Raw genomic sequence first — 23,202 nt, 5'->3', positions numbered from 1 at the left:
TTGAAGTCTGCTAACATTCACAAAATTAAAAAGTTCAAAGAGGCATCCTGTAAAATGAAGTATCCTCGCGTATAATTGGTGTGTTGCAGAACAGGAGAAAAAATGCTTTTTTCTCAACGATTAAGACTTAGACCTATTCAGCGCAGCGATTTGCCTTTCTTCGTCGAGTGGCTCAACGATCCGGAAGTGAGACAATTCATTACGGTCACTGTTCCCCTCTCACTGGAAGAAGAAGAGCAATGGTATGAGCAAATGCTGAAACAGCCCAAGCCCGAACGCCCCTTCGCAATTGAAGTTAGAGAAGAGGGGGAGTGGCGGCTGATCGGCAACATTACCCTGTTCGACTTAAGTTGGGTTAACCGTAGTGCTGAAGTGGGCATCCTGATTGGAGATAAACGATTCTGGAATCGGGGATATGGCAGAGAAGCCATGAGGTTAATGGTACAGCACGCTTTTGAAACCCTGAATTTAAACAGGGTGTATTTACGTGTGGATGTAGAAAATATCCGTGGTATTAAGTCGTACGAACAGGCTGGGTTTGTCAAAGAGGGGATTTTACGGCAAGCCAATTATCGAAATGGGAAATATTCGGATATGATGGTCATGTCTGTCCTTCGCTCGGAATGGCAGACACCGACACGGGAGGGAGTGTAATGGTCCACCATGGGCGACATGAACGGATGTACGGAGACATCAAACTCTATGCTGGCTCCGCATCCATTGAACTTACCAATAAAGTAGCCGAATACCTTGGAGTGCCCGTCAACGGGCGGGATGTAGTGGTTTTTCCGAACGAGAACATTTTTGTCAAACTGCACAGCAGTGTACGCGGACAGGATTGCTATGTCATTCAAACCACCTCGGCTCCGGTACACCGTAACCTAATGGAACTGCTGATCATGATTCAAACCCTGAGGCTGGATTCAGCAGCAAGAATCACAGCCGTTATTCCTTATCTGTGCTATGCACGCTCGGACAAGAAAGACCAGCCCCGCGTGCCCATCACAGCCCGATTGGTTGCCGACATGATTGAAGTGGCAGGGGCAGACCGCTACATTACCCTTGATCTCCATGCCGGACAAATTCAAGGGTTCTTCACCATTCCAGGAGATGTGCTCACTGCTTTTCATATTCTGGTGGACTACCTGCACTCCATCAAGCCACGAATGCATTCTCCAGTTCTGGTCACCGCCGACCTGGGGTTCGCTAAAAAGGGAAGAAACTTTGCTGCCGCCATTGATGCCCCCATGGCATTTATTGAGAAGCGCCGCGTGGCAAATGATGCCAAAGCCCGTGCGCTTACCATTATTGGCGATGTCAACGGGCGTGATTGCGTACTGGTAGATGACGAAATTGATACGGGCGGAACGATGGTAGAAGCCGTGAATATTCTCAAAGAAAATGGCGCGCGCAACGTGTATATGGTCTTCGTGCATCCGGTTTTCTCCGCCAACGCTGCGCAACGGCTGGCAAGTTTGCCGGTGACGGAATTCATCACCACAGACTCTATCCCCATTCCCCCGGAGAAAAAGGCGCTATTTGGTGAACGCTTGAAAATCCTCTCAGTTGCCCCATTACTGGGTGAAGTGATTTTACGCGCCAACCAGGGACGCAGTGTGGGAGAGATGTTTAACGAGTAAGAACGTATTGTTTTCCGCATGCCTGAACTACCAGAAGTCCAAACGATTGTTTCGGTTTTACGGGATGGAGGAAGGGGGGCTCCATCTATTTTAGGAAAGCAAATTACCGCCGCAAATGTGGCATGGCAAAAAACCTTAGCCATGCCAGACCTGTTCACTTTCCAGCAAAACATTACCGGGGAAGAAATTCGGGACATTCGCCGGCGGGGTAAATTCATCTGGATAATACTCCAATCGGCGCACCTGTTTATCCACCTGCGCATGAGCGGTGATGTACGGGTAGAGCCATCCACCTCTCCCCTGCAACTTCATGATCGGTTATGGCTGGAATTTTCCGATGGTCTTCGCCTTGTATTCAATGACCCACGCAAATTTGGACGGGTTTGGTTGGCAGAGAATCCTCAGGATGTCATTGGGGATTTAGGACCAGAGCCCCTGGATGAGAGCCTCTCTCCCACACAATTTCACCAACGGCTGACCAAAAACCGCCGCCAACTCAAAGCGCTTTTACTGGACCAGAATTTTCTGGCAGGGGTTGGAAATATTTACTCGGACGAAGCCTTATTTCTGGCAAAACTACACCCCAAAAGATCATCTGATTCCCTAAGTCCAGAAGAAAGCGCCCGTCTTCTCCAGGCAATCCGGCAGGTATTAGAGGAAGGGATTCGGAAGAATGGCGCCAGCATCGATTGGGTGTACCGCGGTGGAGAGTTCCAGAATTCCTTCCGCGTGTATCAACGCACAGGGGAGCCATGCCCAATCTGTGGAACGCCCATTGAACGCATCACCGTTAGTCAAAGGGGAACACACTTTTGCCCCTCTTGCCAGCGCTAAACCTTGTGCTAACGGGGTAACCAACCTCCCATAAAACCTTCTTCTCTGAAGAGCAGATTAGGAAAAATTAAAAATATCTCTTCCTATCTTGATTTTCTACGTCTTAATTGCTATACTAAGTATACCCCCCCCAGGGGGATGGGGTTACGAAAAGGAGGAACGGAATATGCATGACCGAAGTGAAGCCATTCACCGTTTGAAAATTGTCGAAGGACATATACGAGGGATTCAAAAAATGCTTGAAGAAGACGCTTACTGTATTGATGTGATTCGTCAAATCCAGGCGGTGCAGTCTTCACTCAATAAAGTCAGCACCCTCCTCCTTGAACAGCACCTGAACTCCTGTGTCATCACTGCGGTTCAGGGCGAAGACCCTAAAGAACGCGAGCGCGTCTTAAAAGAAATCAGCGATGTTTTTGAAGCCGCGACTCGCGTCTAAAACACACAATAACAATATCTTTTCTTTACTGGAGGCATCCATGCAGACCGTTACATACAAAATTCCAAACATTTCCTGCCATCACTGTGTTCACACCATCACTTCCGAACTGAGCGAACTGCCGGGAGTGAAAGAAGTCAAGGCTGATAAAGACACTAAAATCGCAGTCATTACCTTTGATGCTCCTGCCACAGAAGAACAAATCGTGGCAACTTTGCGGGAAATTAATTACCCGCCCGAGAGATAAATTTCTATCTTTGTCTACTTTAATACCTTTTGAGATCCCTCTTAGAGTCGGAAGAAGGGCTGGTTAAGTATGCCTCAAACCAAACAAGTCACCTTACCTGTAACAGGAATGACCTGCGCAAATTGTGTAGCCACTGTTGAACGCAGTTTGAAGAAGGTCAAGGGGGTGCAAACGGCTATCGTGAATCTCTCGTCAGAGCGTGCCAGCGTGGAATTTGACCCTGAATTGGCAGGGTTAACTGATCTGATTGAGCGCGTTGAGCGCGCCGGGTATGGTGTTGCAACTGGCGAAGCAGATTTTTTATTAAAACGCCTCAGTGATGATAATGACGCGCGAAGGCTGGAAAAAACTCTCTCATCTGTAGAAGGAGTCCTTTCGGTTCAAGTTTCGGTGGTGAGTGAGCGGGTACGGGTTCGTTACGTGCCCACGGTTATTACCTATACTGAACTTCGCCGTTCCATTCAGGCTCTGGGGTTTGATACTGTTGAAGAAGGCGGAGAAGCAGAGGACGCGGAAAGTGCCGCCCGACAGAAAGAAATCGAAGAACAAAAGCGCCACCTGATTGTGGGTTTGATTTTTGCTGTTCCCCTGTTTATTCTTTCCATGGCTGGAGACCTGGGATTTCTGCCTATGTCTGTATCCCACTCCACATGGATCAAATGGGTGATGTTTGCCCTGGCACTTCCCGTACAGTTTTACGTGGGACGGCAATATTACATTGGCGCGTACAAATCTCTGCGCAACGGCACCGCCAATATGGATGTTCTGGTGGCGTTGGGCACTTCAGCGGCTTTCTTTTACTCCATCCCCGTAACATTGGGCTGGATTCCCGGGCATGTATATTACGAAACTGCCGCGGTTATTATTGTCCTGATCAAACTGGGCAAACTACTGGAAGCGCGTGCTAAGGGAAGAACCAGTGAAGCCATTAAGAAACTCATGGCTTTGCGCCCGAAAAACGCTCGAATTATTCGAGACGGTGTAGAAATGGAAGTTCCGGTAGAGGATGTCCTGATTGGCGATGTGGTGCTCGTCCGCCCAGGCGAGAAAATTCCTGTGGACGGCATAGTTATTGAAGGGCGTTCTTCTGTGGACGAATCCATGTTGACGGGTGAATCATTGCCAGTGGAAAAAGGTCCCGGCGCTACCGTCATCGGCGGAACGCTCAACAAACTGGGCATGATCAAATTCGAAGCCACCCGCATTGGAAAAGATACCGCGCTTTCCCAAATTATCCGATTGGTTGAAGAAGCGCAAGCCTCCAAAGCGCCTATTCAAAAACTGGTAGACCGCATTTCAGCAGTATTCGTCCCTGTGGTAATCCTGATAGCGGTGCTTACTTTTTTGGGCTGGCTTTTCTTCGGTCCACCGTTACCCATTAACGCTGATGTTACCCCCTTCACTCGGGCATTGATCACGATGGTTGCGGTACTGGTTATCGCCTGCCCGTGTGCCATGGGACTGGCAACACCCACTGCAGTGATGGTAGGAACAGGGAAAGGGGCAGAACTGGGCATCTTGTTCAAACATTCCGAAGCCCTTGAGCGCGCCGGAACAGTAAAAATGGTTGTTCTGGATAAGACAGGTACCATCACGAAAGGACAGCCCTCTGTAACGGATATCCTTTCTCTTACCTCTGCCTTTAGCGAGGATGAAATTCTCCGGCTCGCCGCATCGGTGGAAAAAGGTTCTGAACACCCGTTGGGCGAATCGATTGTGGCGGAAGCAGGAAACAGGGACCTGAAACTCAGCGAACCTCAGGGGTTTCGCGCTACTGCAGGGAACGGGGTTGAAGCCGAGGTGGATGGATTATCCGTAGTTGTAGGCAGTCCGCGAATGATGCTTCAGCGCGGCTACACTCTCGAAAATGCAGACAAATCGATCGAGAAATTTCAGCAGGAAGGGAAGACCACTGTTGTAGTGGCGGTAAATAACCAGCCTGTTGGGGTCATCGCTATTGCCGACACCATCAAACCTGGCTCACGTGAAGCCATCGAAGAGTTGCACCGCATGGGAATAGAAGTAGCCATGTTAACCGGGGATAACCGCCCCACCGCTTTGGCTATTGCCCAACAAGCAGGGATTGACCGGGTACTGGCTGAAGTGCTTCCCGGTGAAAAAGCCGCTGAAGTGAAAAAACTTCAGGAACAGGGCTATGTGGTGGCAATGGTGGGAGATGGCGTCAACGATGCCCCCGCACTTGCTCAGGCAGATGTAGGTATTGCCATTGGCACGGGAACTGACGTGGCTATGGCTTCTGCGCCTGTCGTTCTCATCAGCGGCGATTTGCGCGGAGTGCCCCGAGCCATTCACCTCTCGCGGGTTACCCTGCGGACGATCAAACAAAACCTGTTTTGGGCATTTTTCTACAATACCATTCTCATTCCTGCGGCGGCGCTGGGCTACCTTGTTCCCATTCTTGCCGCGTCAGCGATGGCGTTCAGTAGCGTCTTTGTGGTAACAAACAGTCTTAGACTGAAAAATCAAAAAATATAGGAGAAGATCATGAATAAACGATTTCTTGTCTCGATTACACTTTTATTTATTCTGAGTTTGGTTCTTTCAGCATGCAATGCCCAGCCAGCCACGGGAATAGATTACGCTCAAATTCCCGCAGGGAAAGCCTATGCAGATGGGAAAGAGATTTACTTTGTGCATACGGAAACATCCGACCCGCAAATTGCTGAAAAGTTAACCAATATGATGAAGTCACCGGTGCTCACGGTTCCTTCTCTGGCAAATGTTCCACAGGAAGCGCTGGCTCAGGTATATGTATTTGAGAATGGAATTGCGGGGAAGGGACCTCTCGGATTCCAGGCAGATGTTTTCAATCATCCGCCATCCAGTGAGGGCTACACCCCGCTCCGTCAAATTGTTCTGGTCAAATGGGCAGAGAATGCCAAAGCAAGAGAACTGAAATCTGAAGAAGACATTAAGCAGGCAGAAGCCAACGGTGAATTAACCCTTTCTCCGACGAACGTTGTGGTGAATATGCCCTTCGTAGTGTGGGGTGGTGGAAAACGATAGTTAAGATCAGGCTCTAATCTTTCCAGGCTGACAAGAAAAATCCCTGTCAGCCTGTTTCTTTTGTCTTCAGGGTTGTTATAATGAAGATTGAGGAGGGGATATGTTCAAACAAATTCTCCTTGCTTACGATGGTTCAGAATACTCCCGCCGCGCTGCTGAGTTAGCAGGTAAACTGGCACGAGAGCAAAAAGATTGTGTGGTGCGAATCGTCTGTGCAGTAGGGGATGTTCCATGGGGCTCCAGCGATCCGATGGCAGAGCGATGGATTGCCGAACAAACCCTGGAAGGCAACCGTTTAATTGACGAAGCCAGCGCTCTGGTAGGGAATGGTGTAGAAATCCGCAGGGAACTGGTCTTCCAATCCCCGGCAGAGGGGATATTGAACGTAGCAGAAACCCACCAGTGCGACTTAATCGTCATCGGGACAAAAGGGAAGGGTGGTTTTGCCGGGCTGTTCATGGGCAGTCAAACCCAAAAAGTCATCAGCATGGCAAATTGCCCGGTGCTGGTGGTAAAGTGAAATTCATATGCTTGTACAGCCCGTTTTCGGGTATAATACAGACAACGCTCCCGTAGCTCAAGTGGACAGAGCGCCTGACTTCGAATCAGTAGGTTGTGGGTTCGAGTCCCGCCGGGAGCGCCTTTGTTTAATATGAGATCCCTTTGGCTTTTTCCTTTAACAGTGATATCTATCATCCTCTTCACTGGATGCCATGCTCAGGGCGTTACCCCTGTACTTCAGGTATCTGAAACTCCCACCCTGACCAGCACTCCTAATCCCCCCACCTCAACCCATACCCCAACTGTAACTGCAAGTCCATCAGCAACCCCAACGGTTACCCCCTCCCCTTCTGCAACCGTAACAGCAACGCCTACTTTCACCCCCAGTCCCATTCCCACCTATACGAAACTCCGTGCCAAAGTAATTATTGATCAGGCAGTGTGCCATTACGGACCCGGAGCGCCTTATCTCTACAAGTATGGGGTGTACAAAGGGAGCAATATCGAAGTGCTGAGGCGGGTCATCGGGAGCAATTATGTAGAGATTCAAGCCATTGGCGGAAGCAACCGCTGTTGGGTTCGGGCGGATTATCTGGAGTTTAAGGGAGACTGGCTAACGCTAGAACCGGTGAGCGCATGGGATGTAAAACTGCCTATTTCCCCTTACTACCCCTCTCCTGGCGGTGTCACCGCTAAACGGGAAGGAAATGAAATCATTGTTTCATGGAATCCCCTGCTTTTACGAGCCGGAGATGATTCCGAACAAACACCTTACATTATTGAGGCATGGATTTGTGTCCATGGTGAAATGATTTTCAAACCTTTTGGTACGTATCAAACCTCGGTCAGAATCCCGGATGAACCCGGATGCAGTGAAGCTTCATATGCTACATTCATCGCGGCAGAAAAGCACGGCTATACCCCACGGGTAGAAGTTCCCATCCCACCTCACACCCCATAACATGTGAAAAGAGCGAAACCATTGGGTTCCGCTCTTTTCGAAAGCCTTGAGGAGGACTGCCAGCGAAATTTATTTATTCTCCACGCACCAGCGTATCTACCACTTTGCCATCGGGGGATACCAGTTCAATCGCCAGGGGCATTTGACCAACGGCATGTGTAGAACACGCCAGACAGGGATCAAAGGCGCGAATGACGGCTTCCACGCGATTGAGCATTCCCTCGGTCAACTGGGATGATTTTACGTAGTAGCGCGCCGCCTGCAACACTCCGCGATTCATCGCCAGGTTGTTGTGCCCGGAGGCAATAATCAGATTTGCCCATTGAATCAACCCATGCTCATCCACTTTGTAGTGGTGAATCAACGTGCCGCGAGGTGCTTCACTCACGCCAATTCCTTCCAGATTATTGACCTCCGCATGAGCGCGCACATTGGTTGAGAGAATGTCCGGGTCATCCAGTAATTGCTCAATGCGCTCAATAGCATACAGAATCTCAATCAGGCGGGCATAGTGGTAATGGAAGGAACTTAACACCGCGCCCTTATCCAGGCAGTGAAATTCTGCCAGTTCCTGATCTGCCAGAGGTGTACCACATTCATTTGCAATATTCAACCGCGCCAGCGGACCTACCCGATACATCCCGCCGGGATAGCCCAGGGGTTTGTAGTACGGTGACTTCAGGTAACTCCATGGCTCAACAGATTCACCAATGTAATCCGCGTAGTTTTCTACAGAAAGTTGATCGGCAAGGATGCTTCCTCTGGCAGTGACTACACGCAAATAACCATGATAGTGTTCCAGGCGTCCTTCTTTGCTCACCAACCCCAGGAAAAGGCTGGGAAAATTGGCAAATGTGCGGATGTATTCCTGATAGGCATTCAGATTTTTCTTGTACCAATCCAGCGTGCGCTGAATGATGCTCTTTGCCTCAGGAATCTCCTTAAGAATTTGCTCTCTTGCCGATGGATCCAGCGGAGTGGCTACTCCCCCTGGAATGACCCAGGCAGGATGGATGCGTTTGCCCGCCAGCCGTTCAATCACCTGCTGGCCAAACTGCCGCAAACGAATACCATCACGGGCAAATTGAGGATGTTCCTGCGCTACGCCCAGGATATTGCGTTTTGCCGGGTCGGCATCCATGCCCAACAACAAGTCGGGTGAAGAAAGATAAAAGAAATTCAAGGCATGAGACTGGATAATCTGCCCCAAGTTGAGAATCCGTCTCAGACTGATTGCTGTAGGGGGAATACGCACCGAGAGAATTTGATCGCAGGCTTTTGCCGAGGCAATCAAATGGCTGACCGGGCAAATTCCGCAGGTGCGCGCCGTCAGAGAGGGCATCTCATAGAACGGACGTCCCTGTACAAATTTTTCAAAGCCGCGCACCTGAGTCACATGCACCTGAGCATCTTTCACCGAACCATCATCGTTCAGAAAAATGGAAACCCGGGCATGCCCCTCAATTCGGGTAACCTGTTCAATTACAATACGCTCGCTCATTTTTGCCTCCTATGCTCCAAAGCGGGTCAGTGGGTTGACATCCGGGATACGCCCTTCAATCAACTCGCTCAACACCTGGTAAATCGTGTCCGCCGCCGGGGGACATCCGGGCAAAAAGACATCCACATGCACATAGTGATGGAGCGGCAAAGCGTGCGGAAGCAGTTCAGGGAGTGATTGTACCGGAATTTGGGGATTCAAAGCATCGCTTTCCACATATAGGGACTTGAGCACTTCCTCGCGTCCAAAGGGATTACGCATCGAGGGAATATTTGCCGTAACAGCACAATCCCCAAAAGCCACCAGCAATTTGGTACGCTCTCGAATCTTGCGAATCTTTTGCAAGTCCTCTTCCGTTCCCAATGCGCCTTCTACCAGGGTAATATCCACATCCTCGGGGAAGTCCTTGGTATCCACCAGAGGGCTAAACACCAGTTCCACACGGTCGCTTAATGCCAGTAACCGCTCGTCAATATCCAGAAAAGACATGTGGCATCCGGAACAACCGTCCAGCCAGATCGTTGCCAGTTTAAGTTTTTCCATTTTTACTTACCTCCACGACGCCGCATTGCCAGATACGGAAGGAAGTGACGGCGCTTCGCCATTTCTGCCACCGATTTCCCTTTCTCTGCCAGCGCGCCGGTTGGACATACATGCACGCACTTTCCGCATCCCGTGCAGGTGGGAGATTCACCCCAAGGGGTATCAAAATCGGTGATGACCATGGTGCGAATGCCGCGATTGCGCAAGTCGCGGGTATGAGCGCCTTCAATTTCCTCGCAAACGCGCACACAACGCCCGCAAAGGATACAACGATTGTGATCCACTTCGTATTTGGGATGAGAGCCATCCAGCATAAAGCGCGGATGCAGATAGGCAAAGCGCACATGATTTACACCCAGTCTCTGCGCCACACTTTGCAGTTCACAATGTCCATTGGACACACATACCGCGCAGATGTGATTGCGCTCGGAAAAGAGCAACTCAACGATCATCTTTCGGTAATTGCGCAAGCGCGGGTTATCGGTAATGATGTCCATGCCTTCTTCCGGCTTGGTAGCACAAGCCGGCACCAAACGTCCGCTCCCTTGAATCTCCACCATGCATAAACGGCACTGTCCGGTTGGAAGAATGCCCTCTAAATGGCATAATGTAGGAATGTCAATGCCATTCTCGCGTGCCACATCCAGAATGGTCTCTTCTTCAGTCGCGCTAAAGGGTTTTCCATCCATCGTAAATGTCTTAACAGCAGTCCCAGGGGTCATCATGCTTCCTCCACGGGAGTAGATTTTCGAATTTTGGCTAAGTACTCTTCACGGAAATATTTGAGGGTACTGAGAATGGGATTGGGAGCCGCCTGTCCCAACCCGCACAGACTGGCACTGCGCACCAGATCACACAATTCTTCCAGAGTCTTGAGATCTTCCTCGGTGGCTTCGCGCCGCTGGAATTTACCCAGCAGGTTGTATAACTGTACCGTCCCCACCCGGCAGGGAACACACTTTCCGCAGGATTCTTCCATGCTGAATTCCATGAAGTAGCGGGCAACGTCGATCATGTCTGAGCGATCGTCAATCACAATCATACCGCCGGAGCCCATCATCGAACCTAACGCTTTAAGGGACTCATAATCCACCGGCGTATCCAGCAACTCTTCAGGAATACATCCACCCGAAGGTCCGCCCGTCTGCACGGCTTTAAATTTGCGTCCATCCGGCACACCTCCACCGATGTCATAAACAATTTCCCGCAAGGTAATGCCCATAGGAACTTCAATCAAACCGGTGTTCTTCACCTTACCGGTAAGGGCAAATACTTTTGTGCCTTTGCTTTTTTCGGTGCCGGTTTGGGCAAACCACTCTCCGCCGTTACGCAGAATGGCAGGAATATTGGCGTATGTTTCCACATTGTTCACCAGCGTGGGTTTTCCAAACAAACCCGATTGCGCCGGGTAAGGCGGGCGCAATCGCGGCATTCCGCGATTCCCTTCCACAGACTGGAGAAGGGCAGTTTCTTCCCCACAGACAAAGGCACCTGCCCCCAAACGGACATCTACCTTAAAAGAGAACGGCGTGCCACAAATATTCTGTCCAAGGAAGCCCATCTTTTCTGCCTGACGAATAGCAGTGCGGAAACGCTTAACTGCCAGCGGATACTCAGCGCGGACGTAAACATAACCCTGGTTGGCTCCCACCGCATAAGCGGCAATAATCATCCCTTCCAGCACACGGTGAGGGTCACTTTCAAGGATGGAACGATCCATGAAAGCGCCGGGGTCCCCTTCATCTGCATTACAAACCACAAACTTCTGCTCTCCTTCGGCTTTGGCTACCGTACTCCATTTCAATCCTGTGGGGTAACCTGCACCACCGCGACCGCGCAAACCGCTTTTCTGAACTTCCTGAATGACTTCAGAAGGGCTGAATTCTGTCAGCACTTTAATCAGCGCGGCATACCCACCCGTTGCTATGTAATCCTCAATGCGCTCCGGATCCACAACCCCGGCATTTTCCAAAGCATTTTTCTTCTGCCGGGTGAAGAAAGGCTGATGGGTATCAATACGCTTTTCTTCCAGCGGTTCACCACCCAACCTGTCCAGAATAGCAGGCACATCTTCCGGGGTCATTTCTTTGTAAAGAATGCCATCTGGTTGAATGGATACAATAGGTCCAGCAGCACACAACCCTAAACAACCCACTTTCTTGACCAACACTTCATTTTCCAGACCACGCTGCTTTACTTCGGCTTCCAACGCTGCCAGAATCTCATCGCTCCGCGAAGAGAGGCACCCCGTACTGGAACAGACCATGATGCGGTAACGAACCTGCTGTTGCAGTTCCTGTTCTTTTTCAGAGATGGCTAAGAGTTCTTCATTTGTCATGGTTTACCCACTCCCGAATTTTGGCTTTCATCTCTTCCACGCCCAATTTCCCCACCACCTCGCCGTCCAGAATCATGACGGGAGCCAAGCCACAGGCACCCACACAACGGGCAACCATAAAGGTCAATTTTCCATCTGGCGTGGTTTGTCCGGGCTCCAAGCCAAATTCCTCTTTCATGAAATCTACAATCTCTCCGGCTCCTTTTACATAACAGGCAGTTCCGGTACAAAGGGAAAAGACATGTTCCCCCACCGGGTTCAGATTAAAAAGGTTGTAAAACGTGGCTACTCCAAATACCTTTGCCGGGGGAATGTTCAAGGACTCTGCCACGTAATTCAACGCTTCACGGCTCACAAACCCAAAGGTTTCCTGGATAGAGTGCAGAGTTTCGATAAGCGCCGTAGAGGCATATCCATGCCGGCGCATGGTGGCTTCGACAATCTTCCAGCGCCGATCTCCATCTGGGGGATTTACTTTTCGAGTCGTTGCAACCATACCATCCCTTTCAAACTAGAAGAATTTTTGGACAACCATACGGAAAAGATCACTCTCCGTGAGAATTCCAACCAGTTTGCTGTTTTCAACTACTGGCAAGGAATGGATTTTCTTTTCCAGCAACAATCGCGCCGCTTCCTTCAGCGTGGTTTGCGGTGAAACGGTTACCAGCGTTCGCGTCATAATCCCTTCCACCGGTTGCGTCAGAATCTTCAGGGAAAGTTCCTGTTGCTTGCGAGAAATAAAACGGGAAGGATCACTGCTAACTAAATCGGTACGGGTGACCAAACCAACCAAACGATCTTCTTCCAGTACGGGGAGGGCACGAATGCGTTTTGTTCCCATCAGGCGATGGGCTTCCAGCAAACTGGTATCCGGCTCCACCACTACCACTTCCTCACTCATGTACTCCGCCACCACAAGAGGCTCTTCCAGTTCTTCGATAATGAAGCGGAAAATATCCGATGAAGTCAAAATTCCCACCAGTTCTCGTTGGTCATTAAGCACAGGCAAGCCGGTGATTTTGTTTTCCAACATCACACGAGCCGCTTTTGGCATTGGCGTATTAGGGAAAACGGTAATGGGATTAACCGTCATGATGTCTCGAATCGTTTGATGATGCAGGTCAAATGCAATCTCCCAGGTTTCGTCACTAACAGCCGGCAAATCAGCACGGAGCAGCCCGCGGCGGGTCACAATGCCTACCAGTTTGCCGGCAGAGACCACCGGCAAATGGCGAATTTTGCGAACATCCAGAAGTCGCCGGGCATCTACTATAAAAGTTTCCGGCGTCACCGTATAAACCGGGGAACTCATCCAGTTTTTCACAATTCCTTTTTTCATCCTGACCTCCCAAGCCATGGTTCAAAAGGCATACTTTTTCCTAGCCAGAAGTATAGGTACTGAAAGGAAACACGTCGTCCAGGAAAATATGGAATTCTTCTCCATAAAAAGGTTGATTCTTAAGCAAAAACATCGGGATTTTTCCCGATGTTTTTAGTGATATCTTGAGAATCTTTTTATGTTTGTTCAGTCCAGCGAGACAATCCCCCGTTTGAGGGCATAAAGCACGGCTTGTGTTCGACTGGAAACATTTAATTTAGAAAGAATGCGGCTGACATGGGTATGTACGGTCGCATTGCTGACCACCAGAAGACGGGCTATTTCGGCATTGCTGTATCCCTGAGCCATAAATTGAAGTACTTCCTTTTCACGCTCGGTTAATTCTTCTTCAGGCGCAGGTTCATCTGGCATGTTCTTAATCTGTCCCAGAACATATCGCGTAACCGCAGGATGGAGCGCCCCTTCGCCCTGAGCCACCTGCTCTATGGCTTTGACCAATTCTTCAGGAGAAGCATCCTTCAATAAGTATCCCGTAGCACCAGCACTGAGGGAAGGAATCACTTTATCGTTGGTGCTGAAACTGGTCAGCACAAGCACCTGAACCTGAGGAACACGTTGCTTGATAAGCCGGGTGGCTTCAATCCCATCCATGCCGGGCATAACCAGATCCATCAATACCACATCGGGCTGAAGAGCACAGGCTTTCTCCACGGCTTCATTTCCATCGCCTGCCTCACCTACAACCTCAATGCCGGGTTCCGTCTCCAAAATCGCCATGAGCCCTTTGCGTACTACAACATGATCATCCACAACCAGCAAACGGATTTTCTTCATAGACTGACCTCAAAGGTAACCACTGTTCCCTGTCCTGGAGTGCTCTGAAGGCTGAGTTTTCCCCCTGCGGCTTCGGCGCGTTCACGCATGGTTTTCAGCCCCATCCCTGCAGGAGGGAGATTCTCCACATCCATTCCCACACCATCATCCTCAATCCTCAGAATCAAAGACTGCCCGCTTTGCACCACATGTACAAACAGGTTGCGGGCTTGAGCATGTTTCACAATATTGTTCAGGGCTTCCTGAGCAATGCCGTAAAGCGTTTCTTCCAGACGTTTATCCAGCGGCGAATTCACCCGCCACTTCAACGCCGCATTTAAACCCACCTGTTCCTCTACCGAGCGCAATCGCTGTTCCAGCGCAGCTCTCAGTCCCAATTGTCCCAAAATGGAGGGACGCAACTCAAAGATGAGCATGCGCATCTCTTTAAGAGCTTCCTGTGCCGATTCACGCAGGCGCTCGACATGATGACGCGCACGCTCCCAATCGGCTTGCTCCATCTGGCGAAGCGTGGCTTCCGAATACAACATGATGCTGTAAAGCAATTGATTCACTGAGTCATGAAGTTCTCGAGAAAGGCGATGGCGTTCTTCCAGGATCGCCATTTCCTGCACCTGACGGGTAAGACGCGCGTGTTCTATGGCGACTGCCGCCTGATCGGCGAAAATTTGAATCAGACGCACATCTTCAGGAATGAAAGCCTGCCCCTGATGAACTAACTGCAACACCCCCACAATCCTGTTTTGCGAGCGGAGCGGCACAGCCAGAACGGACATTGGCAAACCACTGAGGTTTTCCTGGGCTGGATGATTCACCAGTACCGCTTCTCCCTTGCGCACTGCCGAGCCAATCACCGATTTATCTACCCTGACCCTGCCCTTCATCTCAGGAACCTCTCCCGTGGAATAAGGGATGCGCAACCAGCCATCATCTTCCAGGAGAGCGACAGCACTCCCGGAAGCATGGGTCAAATGCAGGGCTTCATCACAAATAATCTGAAGTACTTCTTCCAATTCCAGTTTATGTAAAAGCGCCAGCGTTACCTGATGAAGCGCCTGACTCTCCGCAAGCCGTGCTTGAGTTTCATGGTACAAACGTGCATTTTCTAATGCCAGAGCAATGGCAGTGGCAAACCACTCCACCATGCGCACTTCGGTATGGGTAAAGGGGTCATTCTGTCCACGCCGCACCACCAAAACCAGCCCCGCCAGACGCCCTTCCCGCATCACCGGCACGGATACCACCGCGCTCACCCCCAACTGAGTGACAACCGAAGGCGAAACACGCGGATCAGTTTCCACCAGATTGGAAATGAGAGTCACCGGACGCCCCAACATACGGTAAACCAGCACATCCGTTTCTGGGTCGAGCGTAGATGTCATAAAGACAGCCCGTTCGGTTTCTGTAACCCGTCCCCCAGCCAGCAAAGGGGAAAACCGCTGATCCTCTTCAAGAATGGCAATGAATGCTCCATCTGCCTCAGCGGCTATCGCCAGGTCATCAGCAACCTTTTGAAGCGCACCGCGAAGATTTTCATAATACTGGCGATCTAACATGGCGAGAGACTTTCCGGTGGAAATCACAAAAAAAATTCCTCTCTTTCCAGAGAGGAATTATACCAGCCCCCATCCTCCCAACCGAATCGTACCGGAAAAAAGAAGCCCAACGGGGATTATTTCATCATCAGTTCAACAACAGTATCCCAATCATCGGGTAATTCGGGCTGAGAGAAAGAGATAAATGCATCTTCCGGATACTCTGCGGCATTCCAGGGGCGTTCCAATCTCACCTCTGAACCGTCTGCCAGCAAACGCGCATAGGCAATTTTGCCTTCCAACCCTCGTAAATTAACAGGACCAATGCCCCTGTCGAGAAGGTGAGCATACAGACGTCCTTCCTTTGCCGTCCAGCGCCCCCATTCTGGCTTGGGGAACGGGGCACGCCCACAGCCGTAAATGCTTTCCCCGTTCCGCCGCATCCACTGTCCCACCTCGGACAGGATACGCACACTGGCTTCGGGAATTTCACCTTTTGCATTGGGTCCTACATTGAGCAACAGATTCCCGCCTTTGGAAACACACTCCACCAGGGTTCGAACTATCGTCCGTGGAGATTTCCAATTCAAATCCTGAGCATGGTATCCCCAATGGTCATTCAAGGTGATACAGGCTTCCCAGGGAATAGGCTCACCGTCTTCATTGGTCACCCCCTCAGGCGGGATAATTTGCTCGGGAGAGGCAAAATCGCCCGCATACACTTCTGGTTGACGCGCGCGAATGTTTCCGCCCAAACGGTTATCAATCAAGATTTCAGGTTGAAGGGAACGCACCATGTTCACCAGTTCGGTTGCCTTCCAGGCTTCGCCGCGCATGTCGTCGTAAGAAAAATCAAACCAGATGATGTCGATTTTTCCGTAAGATGTCAACAGTTCTTCCACCTGATTGTGCACATAAAGGGCATAACGCTCCAAATTGCCCTTGCACTCCGAAAACTCCGGAAAATTCCGGTAGGGGTGAAAACGGTCACCTGCCACAGGATAATCCGGGTGATGCCAGTCCAGCAGGGAATAATAAAACCCTACCCGCAACCCCTCAGCACGAAAGGCGTCCACGTACTCTTTAATCAAATCCCGCCCGGCTGGTGTGTTTGTGGCTTTGTAATCGGTAAACTGGCTGTCGAACAGGCAAAAGCCGTCGTGGTGCTTGGTGGTCATGACGGCATATTTCATTCCCGACTGCCTGGCAATCCGCGCCCATTCCCGGGGATTGTAATGAATAGGGTTAAACGTCTCAAAGTACTGCTGATATTGTGCTTCCGGGATACTTTCAAAATGCTTGACCCATTCTCCGCGTGCAGGAATGGCGTAAATTCCCCAATGGATAAACATCCCAAACCGGGCATCTATGAACCAGCGAATACGATCCTTATCCATCTCTTAACGTCCCATTTTTCTCAAAAATTCGCGACAGCGGGCAATGGTCTCCAGTGGAGGAACGGCATATTGTTCCTGTTCGACAATATACCATTCGGTAACATCGCAACACTCACACATGGCAAAGACATCCTGCCAGGGCACTTCTCCCTCCCCAGGCAAAGCCAATGGATTTTTAGAAGAGTATTCTTTGAGGTGGATGGTCACTGCCCGATCACTGTATCTCTGAAGATACTCCAAAGGGTCCGCATTACCGTGCATCGCGTTTCCCGTATCCAATTGCATGAATACTTTTGGGTTTGTTGCACTGAAGAAGATATCAAATTGCACCTCCCCGTCCATCCAATCAAATTCAAAATCGTGGTTATGGTACCCCAAACGTAATCCATGCGGTTCTAAACGCTCTGACAGTTGCGAGAAATATTCCGCTGTCTTCAGCCACGCCGCTCGGCTGGAACGAAACTCTTCCGGTAACCATGGCACGACAAGGTAAGGATTACCCAACTCCAGATGAAATTCGACCGTCTGCTGAAATGTCTCCTCCGAAAGATCGCTAAGCGGAATATGAGCACCGCAACACTTTAAACCGTTTTCCTCCAGCCATTGACGGAGTTGCCTGGCAGAATGTCCATAAAAACCGGCAAATTCCACCCCTTCATACCCCATTTGGGCAATGGATTTGAGCGTCCCCGGCAAATCACGCGCGCAGTCCTCACGGACGGAATACAATTGAACACCTACAGGAATCGGTGACATGAGAACCTCCCAAACAACTTGAGGATACTCTCATTGTATCCCGGAATGACCCAAAATTCCTTTCAAAATGACCCACTTTTTCTATTGACAAAAAAGGTCATCATGCTATAATCAGCCAAACTTCGGGAGAAATATGGCATTCCTTACTGAACTCAAGGCTCGACGAAAGACCTTCCTTCCCCGGAATTTCCAGGGAAGGTCGGCTGGTCGTACCTGTTAAAGGGATTGCCTGACTTCTACCCCATAAATCCCTGACAGTTGTAACCAAGCCCTCCAGTACCTGGAGGGCTTTTTGATTTTGAATTGCCAAAGGAGTAAGATATGCCCAAACAAACCCCATCTACCCCCATTAAGAAAGTTGTTCTTGCCTATTCCGGCGGACTGGACACTTCAATCATCGTGCCATGGCTGAAAGAAAACTATGGCTGTGAAGTCATTTGTTTCACCGCCGATATTGGACAGGGTGAGGAATTGTCCGGCTTACCGGAGAAAGCCAAGGCTACTGGCGCCTCCAAACTATACATCGAAGATTTGACCGAAGAATTTGCCAGCCAGTATCTGTTCAAACTGCTCAAGTCTGGTGCCATCTACGAACGGCATTATCTGTTAGGCACCTCCATTGCCCGCCCTCTCATCGCCAAACACATGGTGGAAATTGCCCACCTGGAAAACGCCGATGCTGTAGCACACGGATGCACCGGCAAAGGCAATGATCAGGTGCGCTTTGAGTTAACCGTCATGGCTCTGGATCCACGCCTCAAGGTCATTGCTCCCTGGCGGGAATGGAATATTCGCTCGCGCGAGGATGCTCTGGAGTATGCCGCTGCCCATCAGGTACCGGTCAGTTCGACCTTGAAATCTATCTACAGTCGCGACCGCAATCTCTGGCATCTCTCCCATGAAGGCGGGTTACTGGAAGACCCCTGGGCAGAACCCGAGGAAAGCATGTATCAGATAACCGTCGCTCCGGAAGATGCCCCGGATACCCCAGAATATGTTGAAATCACCTTTGAAGAAGGCACACCGGTAAAGCTCAACGGCAAAGCCTTATCCTCTGCTACGCTGATCAAAGCCCTGAACGAAATTGGTGGTAAGCATGGCATCGGAAGAGTGGACATGGTGGAAAACCGCCTGGTGGGAATGAAATCCCGTGGCGTGTATGAAACCCCCGGTGGAACGATTCTGATGCGGGCGCATAAAGAATTGGAGCAGATTACTCTGGATCGGGACACCCTGCATTACAAGGACGTGATGGCACAGCGTTATGCTGAACTGGTGTATTACGGACAGTGGTTCACCCCGTTGCGCGAAGCGCTGGATGCCTTTTTTGAGGTCACCCAAAAGCATGTTACCGGAACGGTACGGCTCAAACTCTACAAAGGGAATATCATCACAGCAGGGAAGAAATCGGTATTCAGCCTGTACCGCGAAGACTTTGCCACCTTCGGCAAAGATAACGTATACGACCAGAGCGATGCCGCAGGATTCATCACCCTGTTTGGACTGCCCCTCAAGGTTGCCGCCATGCGGGATATTGCCACAGCTGTACAAATTGCCTCGAACGCACCGGATTACTCTTCGTTCAAGCGGGATTAAGTGTACAATTCGGACATCTAATCCCTGAATGCAAGGAGAAAAGGACATGAGCAAACTTTGGGGCGGGCGTTTTTCCAGTGGCTTGGATCCCATTGCGTGGGAATACAATGCCTCCATTTCCTTTGACTGGCGGCTAGCCGAGGTAGATATTCGCGGCTCAATCGCCTGGGCAAAAGCCCTGATGAAAGCAGGGGTCATCAGTCTGGACGAACAACAGCAAATTGTCAAAGGACTGACCGATGTCCTCTCAGAAGTGCGCAGTGGTAAGTTTAAGCACGAACCAACCGATGAGGACGTGCATACGGCTATTGAACGCCGCTTGATTGAGCTCACCGGTCCGGTGGGAGGAAAATTACACACCGGGCGCAGCCGCAACGATCAGATTGCCACTGATTTTACCCTCTGGCTGGTAGAAGCCATTGACCGGATTGATGCTTTTGTGAAACTGGTGCAAAGCGCCCTGGTTGACCGTGCAGAGAACGATTTTGGAATCATCCTGCCGGGTTATACTCACTTCCAGCAATCCCAACCAATTCTGCTCAGTCACTGGTGGCTTTCTCACTTCTGGCCCCTCGCCAGAGACCGCCAGCGGCTTGGACAACTGCGCGAACGCGCGGCTGTACTTCCTCTGGGATCGGGAGCGCTTGCCGGAACGCCTTATCCCGTTGACCGCAAGTTCCTCGCTAATCAGTTGGGACTGAAAGCCATCACCCCGAACAGCATTGACGCAGTATCCAATCGCGATTCCGCGGCGGAATTTCTCTTTGTGTCCACGATGATTGCCCTGCATCTCTCCCGGCTTGCCGAGATGCTTATTCTGTACACTTCGGCCGAATTTGGTTTCATTGAACTCTCCGACGCTTATTCCACCGGTTCCAGTCTGATGCCACAAAAGAAAAACCCCGATACGCTGGAACTCACCCGCGGAAAAGCCGGGACAATGATTGGCAGGCTGGCTGGACTGCTCTCGGTTTTGAAAGGACTGCCCTCTGCATACGACAAAGACCTACAGGAAGACAAGGTGCCCGTCTTTGAAGCCAGCGACACCCTGTGCCTGATGCTTCCTGTGGTTGCCGGCGTCCTGCGTACCCTCGAAGTACATCCTGAAAAAATGCATAAGGCATTAGATCCCGCCATTCTGGCAACCGATCTGGCAGATTATCTGGTGCGCAAAGGGGTGCCCTTCCGGCAAGCGCATGCCATGGTAGGACAAATTGTGCGGCGGGCTCACGACCTGAACTTGCTTCTCAATCAACTGCCTCTCAAGGAATTTCAGAAAGTCAGTCCGCTTTTTGAAGAAGATGTACATGGGGTGTTTGATTTCCAGGCGTCTATTGCACATCGTAATGTTCCCGGTGGAACCAGCCCGGCGGCAGTGCAGATTCAGTTACAGCAAGCCCGCCAATTCCTGGAACAGCATAAGATTCGCAGTGCCCTCCCTCCCGAAACCCCTCGGGGTGGAGATGGTTCATAAGATTTTTGTCCATTTTTAGAAAAACAAAGGAGGTTAAGATGACTACTGCTTATTGCCCTGAATGTGATGCCCCCATCAGCCTGGAAGATGTGATGGTCGGTGAGATCCTGGTGTGCCCGGATTGTGGCGTAGACCTGGAAGTGCTCAGTATTGACCCGCCACAGGTAGAACTTGCTCCGATGGAAGAAGAGGACTGGGGAGAGTAAGGCGTTTGTCTGTTTCACCTGGAGGTGTGCGAATGAAAATCGGTATCATCCTTTCCCGGGTACGGGTCGAAGAAAAGTGGTTGCTGGAAGCCTTCGAGAAACGGGGCATCGATTTTGAACGCATCGACGACCGCGAATCCGTGTTTGATATCAGCAGGCCTGATTCGTGGATGGTTTTTGATGTCGTTCTGGAACGGAGTATCTCATTTGCCCGAGGCTTGTACGCCACCCAAATTCTCAACTCGTGGGGAATTCCTACGGTCAATATGGCACACGTTGCGGCTACCTGTGGAGATAAACTTGCCACCTCATCCGCATTGGCTAAAGCGGGCGTGCCACAACCACGCATTAAGGTTGCGTTCACACCGGAAGCCGCCCTGCAAGCCATTGAAGAACTGGGGTATCCAGTAGTTTTAAAACCTGTGATTGGTTCGTGGGGACGCCTGCTGGCAAAAATTAACGACCGCGATGCAGCCGAAGCCATTCTGGAACATAAGGAAACCCTGGGGTCTTACCAGCACTCCATTTATTACATTCAGGAATACATTCAGAAACCCGAGCGGGATATCCGGGCATTCGTGGTAGGGGATCAAACCGTCTGTGCAATTTATCGCAATTCCTCCCACTGGATCACCAACACCGCCCGCAACGGACAAGGAGAAAACTGTCCCATCACCCCTGAACTGAATGACTTGTGTGTAAAAGCCGCGCATGCAGTAGGTGGAGGCGTACTGGCTGTAGATGTACTTGAAGACCCACAACGGGGCTACCTGGTCAATGAGATTAACCACACCATGGAATTTCACACCCTTGCGCCCACCACCGGTATAGACATCGCCGGAATTATCGCCGATTACACCATTGCGGTTGCGCGGAAAGACATCCGCCTGCACTCCCCCATCATTCAGCCACCACAAAATGGGCAAGCCCTCTGGAATGCCCTTTCTCACACCCTTGCAGAATGGAGCCATCTGACGCCATGAGTTCTCTCAAAGTCTCTATCATCGGAGCCTCCGGCTATGTGGGGGGCGAATTATTAAGGTTGTTACTGGATCATCCCGAAGTGGAAATTCAGCAGGTCACCTCCAGCAGTCATCTTGGGGAATACGTCTATCAGCAACACCCCAACTTGCGGAAGCGTACTTCGCTAAAGTTTTCCGATCCCAATCAGGTAACACCTTGCGATGTGCTCTTCCTTGCCATGCCGCATGGCGAAAGCCAGCGCAAGATCAACCAGTACGCCCAAACCGCGCCGAAGATTATCGACCTCTCGGCAGATTTTCGCCTGCGGGATGCCAGTTTATACACACAGTATTATGGAGAAACCCATCAAGCCCCGGAATGGTTAGGGCGATTTGTGTATGGGCTCCCTGAACTGCACCGTGAAGAAATGCGGCAGGCTTCATACATCAGCGGAGTGGGATGCAATGCTACAGCAGCCAATCTGGCACTTTATCCGCTGGTTAAAGCCGGGGTGCTGGATCTCTCATTGCCCATTATTGTAGATGTTAAGGTGGGTTCATCCGAGGGCGGAGCCACACCCAATGCCGGCTCACATCATCCAGAGCGCAGCAGTGTGGTGCGCACGTTTTCATCCTATGGTCACCGGCACACCGCTGAAGTTATCCAGGAATTGGGATTGAAAGCCGTACATTTGACCATGACCTCGGTGGACCTGGTACGAGGGGCACTGGCGGCAGCACACGCCTTTACCCTGCCCGACGTAACGGAAAAAGATTTGTGGAAAATCTACCGTCAGTGGAGCGAAAGCGAACCTTTTATCCGACTGGTCAAGGATCGCCGGGGGGTGCATCGTGTACCTGAGCCCAAAATTCTGGCAGGGTCGAACTATGTGGATGTGGGCTTTGACTTCGATCCGCAAAGCCGCCGAGTGGTTGCTCTTGCTGCCATTGATAATCTGATGAAAGGCGCCGCCGGCTCGGCAGTGCAGGCAATGAACCTGATGTGCGGTTTTGAGGAAACCACAGGCTTAACGTTTTCTGGACTGCATCCCATCTAAGACATCGCGGAGGA

General features: G+C 50.7%; 24 protein-coding genes and 1 tRNA gene. 15 read left to right on the top strand and 10 right to left on the bottom strand.

The features are described 5' to 3' along the window. The first annotated feature begins 102 nt into the window (after positions 1-102). The 10 genes from ANT_RS06335 (at position 103) to ANT_RS17315 (ending at position 7,649) form a co-directional block, all read left to right on the top strand. On the top strand, positions 103-654 hold the full coding sequence (locus ANT_RS06335; RefSeq protein WP_013559686.1) for a GNAT family N-acetyltransferase: 552 nt from the start codon (positions 103-105) through the stop codon (positions 652-654). Then, positions 654-1,640, top strand: coding sequence for a ribose-phosphate diphosphokinase (locus ANT_RS06330; RefSeq protein ID WP_041454768.1), 987 nt, complete (start codon positions 654-656; stop codon positions 1,638-1,640). The genes ANT_RS06335 and ANT_RS06330 overlap by 1 nt, the downstream gene beginning before the upstream one ends. An 18-nt stretch (positions 1,641-1,658) precedes the next feature. Continuing rightward, positions 1,659-2,474: a bifunctional DNA-formamidopyrimidine glycosylase/DNA-(apurinic or apyrimidinic site) lyase gene (mutM, locus tag ANT_RS06325; RefSeq protein ID WP_013559684.1), complete on the top strand. Its 816-nt coding sequence runs from the start codon at positions 1,659-1,661 to the stop codon at positions 2,472-2,474. 166 nt (positions 2,475-2,640) lie between these two features. Next, positions 2,641-2,913: a metal-sensitive transcriptional regulator gene (locus tag ANT_RS06320; RefSeq protein ID WP_013559683.1), complete on the top strand. Its 273-nt coding sequence runs from the start codon at positions 2,641-2,643 to the stop codon at positions 2,911-2,913. Between the two features lie 40 nt (positions 2,914-2,953). Continuing rightward, the gene (locus ANT_RS06315; RefSeq protein ID WP_013559682.1) at positions 2,954-3,160 is read left to right on the top strand and encodes a heavy-metal-associated domain-containing protein; all 207 of its coding nucleotides are present in this window, start codon (positions 2,954-2,956) and stop codon (positions 3,158-3,160) included. A 69-nt stretch (positions 3,161-3,229) separates the two neighbouring features. Next, on the top strand, positions 3,230-5,656 hold the full coding sequence (locus ANT_RS06310; RefSeq protein WP_013559681.1) for a heavy metal translocating P-type ATPase: 2,427 nt from the start codon (positions 3,230-3,232) through the stop codon (positions 5,654-5,656). Positions 5,657-5,665: 9 nt separating this feature from the next. Next, positions 5,666-6,187, top strand: a complete 522-nt coding sequence (locus ANT_RS06305; RefSeq protein ID WP_013559680.1) for a DUF7482 domain-containing protein — start codon at positions 5,666-5,668, stop codon at positions 6,185-6,187. Between the two features lie 100 nt (positions 6,188-6,287). Continuing rightward, positions 6,288-6,707, top strand: coding sequence for a universal stress protein (locus tag ANT_RS06300; protein ID WP_013559679.1), 420 nt, complete (start codon positions 6,288-6,290; stop codon positions 6,705-6,707). Positions 6,708-6,753: 46 nt separating this feature from the next. Next, positions 6,754-6,827, top strand: a tRNA-Arg gene (locus tag ANT_RS06295). A gap of 12 nt (positions 6,828-6,839) precedes the next feature. Continuing rightward, complete coding sequence (locus tag ANT_RS17315) at positions 6,840-7,649, top strand: hypothetical protein (protein ID WP_013559678.1); 810 nt, start codon at positions 6,840-6,842, stop codon at positions 7,647-7,649. A 73-nt stretch (positions 7,650-7,722) separates the two neighbouring features. On the opposite strand, the gene ANT_RS06285 is transcribed toward ANT_RS17315, so the two are convergent. The 10 genes from ANT_RS06285 to ANT_RS06240 form a co-directional block, all read right to left on the bottom strand. Further along, positions 7,723-9,150 carry a Ni/Fe hydrogenase subunit alpha gene (locus ANT_RS06285; RefSeq protein WP_013559677.1) on the bottom strand — a complete coding sequence of 476 codons (1,428 nt, stop codon included), beginning with the start codon at positions 9,148-9,150 and terminating at the stop codon, positions 7,723-7,725. A gap of 9 nt (positions 9,151-9,159) precedes the next feature. Then, positions 9,160-9,693, bottom strand: coding sequence for an NADH-quinone oxidoreductase subunit B family protein (locus ANT_RS06280; RefSeq protein ID WP_013559676.1), 534 nt, complete (start codon positions 9,691-9,693; stop codon positions 9,160-9,162). A 2-nt stretch (positions 9,694-9,695) separates the two neighbouring features. Beyond that, positions 9,696-10,418, bottom strand: coding sequence for a bidirectional hydrogenase complex protein HoxU (gene hoxU, locus ANT_RS06275; RefSeq protein WP_013559675.1), 723 nt, complete (start codon positions 10,416-10,418; stop codon positions 9,696-9,698). After that, on the bottom strand, positions 10,415-12,031 hold the full coding sequence (gene nuoF / locus ANT_RS06270; RefSeq protein ID WP_013559674.1) for an NADH-quinone oxidoreductase subunit NuoF: 1,617 nt from the start codon (positions 12,029-12,031) through the stop codon (positions 10,415-10,417). The genes hoxU and nuoF overlap by 4 nt, the downstream gene beginning before the upstream one ends. Next, positions 12,021-12,527, bottom strand: coding sequence for an NAD(P)H-dependent oxidoreductase subunit E (locus ANT_RS06265; RefSeq protein ID WP_013559673.1), 507 nt, complete (start codon positions 12,525-12,527; stop codon positions 12,021-12,023). Before ANT_RS06265 ends, nuoF begins: the two co-directional genes overlap by 11 nt. 15 nt (positions 12,528-12,542) lie before the next feature. Beyond that, positions 12,543-13,370 carry a CBS domain-containing protein gene (locus ANT_RS06260; protein WP_013559672.1) on the bottom strand — a complete coding sequence of 276 codons (828 nt, stop codon included), beginning with the start codon at positions 13,368-13,370 and terminating at the stop codon, positions 12,543-12,545. 186 nt (positions 13,371-13,556) lie between these two features. Then, positions 13,557-14,204 (bottom strand): response regulator transcription factor, encoded by a 648-nt coding sequence (locus ANT_RS06255; protein ID WP_013559671.1) that lies wholly within the window; start codon positions 14,202-14,204, stop codon positions 13,557-13,559. Beyond that, positions 14,201-15,760, bottom strand: a complete 1,560-nt coding sequence (locus ANT_RS06250; protein ID WP_155818021.1) for a sensor histidine kinase — start codon at positions 15,758-15,760, stop codon at positions 14,201-14,203. Before ANT_RS06250 ends, ANT_RS06255 begins: the two co-directional genes overlap by 4 nt. Positions 15,761-15,876: 116 nt before the next feature. Then, positions 15,877-17,136, bottom strand: a complete 1,260-nt coding sequence (locus ANT_RS06245; RefSeq protein ID WP_013559669.1) for an alpha-L-fucosidase — start codon at positions 17,134-17,136, stop codon at positions 15,877-15,879. A 3-nt stretch (positions 17,137-17,139) separates the two neighbouring features. Next, positions 17,140-17,892, bottom strand: a complete 753-nt coding sequence (locus ANT_RS06240) for a sugar phosphate isomerase/epimerase family protein (RefSeq protein WP_013559668.1) — start codon at positions 17,890-17,892, stop codon at positions 17,140-17,142. Positions 17,893-18,213: 321 nt separating this feature from the next. Between ANT_RS06240 and ANT_RS06235 the strand changes: the two genes are divergently transcribed. Genes ANT_RS06235 through argC form a run of 5 tightly spaced genes read left to right on the top strand, consistent with a single transcriptional unit; the run spans position 18,214 to position 23,188 of the window. Further along, entirely contained in the window at positions 18,214-19,488 is a 1,275-nt protein-coding gene (locus ANT_RS06235; protein WP_013559666.1) for an argininosuccinate synthase, read from the top strand. 46 nt (positions 19,489-19,534) lie between these two features. Continuing rightward, positions 19,535-20,962 (top strand): argininosuccinate lyase, encoded by a 1,428-nt coding sequence (gene argH, locus ANT_RS06230; protein WP_049784830.1) that lies wholly within the window; start codon positions 19,535-19,537, stop codon positions 20,960-20,962. 38 nt (positions 20,963-21,000) lie between these two features. Next, positions 21,001-21,168: a lysine biosynthesis protein LysW gene (lysW, locus tag ANT_RS06225; protein ID WP_013559664.1), complete on the top strand. Its 168-nt coding sequence runs from the start codon at positions 21,001-21,003 to the stop codon at positions 21,166-21,168. Between the two features lie 32 nt (positions 21,169-21,200). Continuing rightward, entirely contained in the window at positions 21,201-22,151 is a 951-nt protein-coding gene (gene lysX, locus ANT_RS06220; protein WP_013559663.1) for a lysine biosynthesis protein LysX, read from the top strand. Then, positions 22,148-23,188 carry an N-acetyl-gamma-glutamyl-phosphate reductase gene (argC, locus tag ANT_RS06215; protein ID WP_013559662.1) on the top strand — a complete coding sequence of 347 codons (1,041 nt, stop codon included), beginning with the start codon at positions 22,148-22,150 and terminating at the stop codon, positions 23,186-23,188. Before lysX ends, argC begins: the two co-directional genes overlap by 4 nt. The last annotated feature ends 14 nt before the right edge of the window (positions 23,189-23,202 follow it).

The organism is Anaerolinea thermophila UNI-1 (assembly GCF_000199675.1).
Lineage (GTDB): Bacteria > Chloroflexota > Anaerolineae > Anaerolineales > Anaerolineaceae > Anaerolinea > Anaerolinea thermophila.
Note: the sequence above shows the minus strand (reverse complement) of the source record. Positions and strands in the feature narration are given on the sequence as shown.

Excerpts from the sequence above, each read along its gene's own strand:
- ANT_RS06285 (WP_013559677.1), bottom strand. The coding sequence starts at position 9,150 with ATGAGCGAGCGTATTGTAATTGAACAGGTTACCCGAATTGAGGGGCAT.
- lysX (WP_013559663.1), top strand. The coding sequence starts at position 21,201 with ATGAAAATCGGTATCATCCTTTCCCGGGTACGGGTCGAAGAAAAGTGG.
- ANT_RS06310 (WP_013559681.1), top strand. The coding sequence starts at position 3,230 with ATGCCTCAAACCAAACAAGTCACCTTACCTGTAACAGGAATGACCTGC.
- ANT_RS06240 (WP_013559668.1), bottom strand. The coding sequence starts at position 17,892 with ATGTCACCGATTCCTGTAGGTGTTCAATTGTATTCCGTCCGTGAGGAC.
- ANT_RS06250 (WP_155818021.1), bottom strand. The coding sequence starts at position 15,760 with ATGTTAGATCGCCAGTATTATGAAAATCTTCGCGGTGCGCTTCAAAAG.
- ANT_RS06335 (WP_013559686.1), top strand. The coding sequence starts at position 103 with ATGCTTTTTTCTCAACGATTAAGACTTAGACCTATTCAGCGCAGCGAT.
- ANT_RS06300 (WP_013559679.1), top strand. The coding sequence starts at position 6,288 with ATGTTCAAACAAATTCTCCTTGCTTACGATGGTTCAGAATACTCCCGC.
- hoxU (WP_013559675.1), bottom strand. The coding sequence starts at position 10,418 with ATGATGACCCCTGGGACTGCTGTTAAGACATTTACGATGGATGGAAAA.
- mutM (WP_013559684.1), top strand. The coding sequence starts at position 1,659 with ATGCCTGAACTACCAGAAGTCCAAACGATTGTTTCGGTTTTACGGGAT.
- ANT_RS06320 (WP_013559683.1), top strand. The coding sequence starts at position 2,641 with ATGCATGACCGAAGTGAAGCCATTCACCGTTTGAAAATTGTCGAAGGA.
- ANT_RS06260 (WP_013559672.1), bottom strand. The coding sequence starts at position 13,370 with ATGAAAAAAGGAATTGTGAAAAACTGGATGAGTTCCCCGGTTTATACG.
- ANT_RS06235 (WP_013559666.1), top strand. The coding sequence starts at position 18,214 with ATGCCCAAACAAACCCCATCTACCCCCATTAAGAAAGTTGTTCTTGCC.
- ANT_RS06315 (WP_013559682.1), top strand. The coding sequence starts at position 2,954 with ATGCAGACCGTTACATACAAAATTCCAAACATTTCCTGCCATCACTGT.
- argC (WP_013559662.1), top strand. The coding sequence starts at position 22,148 with ATGAGTTCTCTCAAAGTCTCTATCATCGGAGCCTCCGGCTATGTGGGG.
- ANT_RS06330 (WP_041454768.1), top strand. The coding sequence starts at position 654 with ATGGTCCACCATGGGCGACATGAACGGATGTACGGAGACATCAAACTC.
- lysW (WP_013559664.1), top strand. The coding sequence starts at position 21,001 with ATGACTACTGCTTATTGCCCTGAATGTGATGCCCCCATCAGCCTGGAA.
- ANT_RS06280 (WP_013559676.1), bottom strand. The coding sequence starts at position 9,693 with ATGGAAAAACTTAAACTGGCAACGATCTGGCTGGACGGTTGTTCCGGA.
- ANT_RS06245 (WP_013559669.1), bottom strand. The coding sequence starts at position 17,136 with ATGGATAAGGATCGTATTCGCTGGTTCATAGATGCCCGGTTTGGGATG.
- ANT_RS17315 (WP_013559678.1), top strand. The coding sequence starts at position 6,840 with ATGAGATCCCTTTGGCTTTTTCCTTTAACAGTGATATCTATCATCCTC.
- ANT_RS06305 (WP_013559680.1), top strand. The coding sequence starts at position 5,666 with ATGAATAAACGATTTCTTGTCTCGATTACACTTTTATTTATTCTGAGT.
- nuoF (WP_013559674.1), bottom strand. The coding sequence starts at position 12,031 with ATGACAAATGAAGAACTCTTAGCCATCTCTGAAAAAGAACAGGAACTG.
- argH (WP_049784830.1), top strand. The coding sequence starts at position 19,535 with ATGAGCAAACTTTGGGGCGGGCGTTTTTCCAGTGGCTTGGATCCCATT.
- ANT_RS06265 (WP_013559673.1), bottom strand. The coding sequence starts at position 12,527 with ATGGTTGCAACGACTCGAAAAGTAAATCCCCCAGATGGAGATCGGCGC.
- ANT_RS06255 (WP_013559671.1), bottom strand. The coding sequence starts at position 14,204 with ATGAAGAAAATCCGTTTGCTGGTTGTGGATGATCATGTTGTAGTACGC.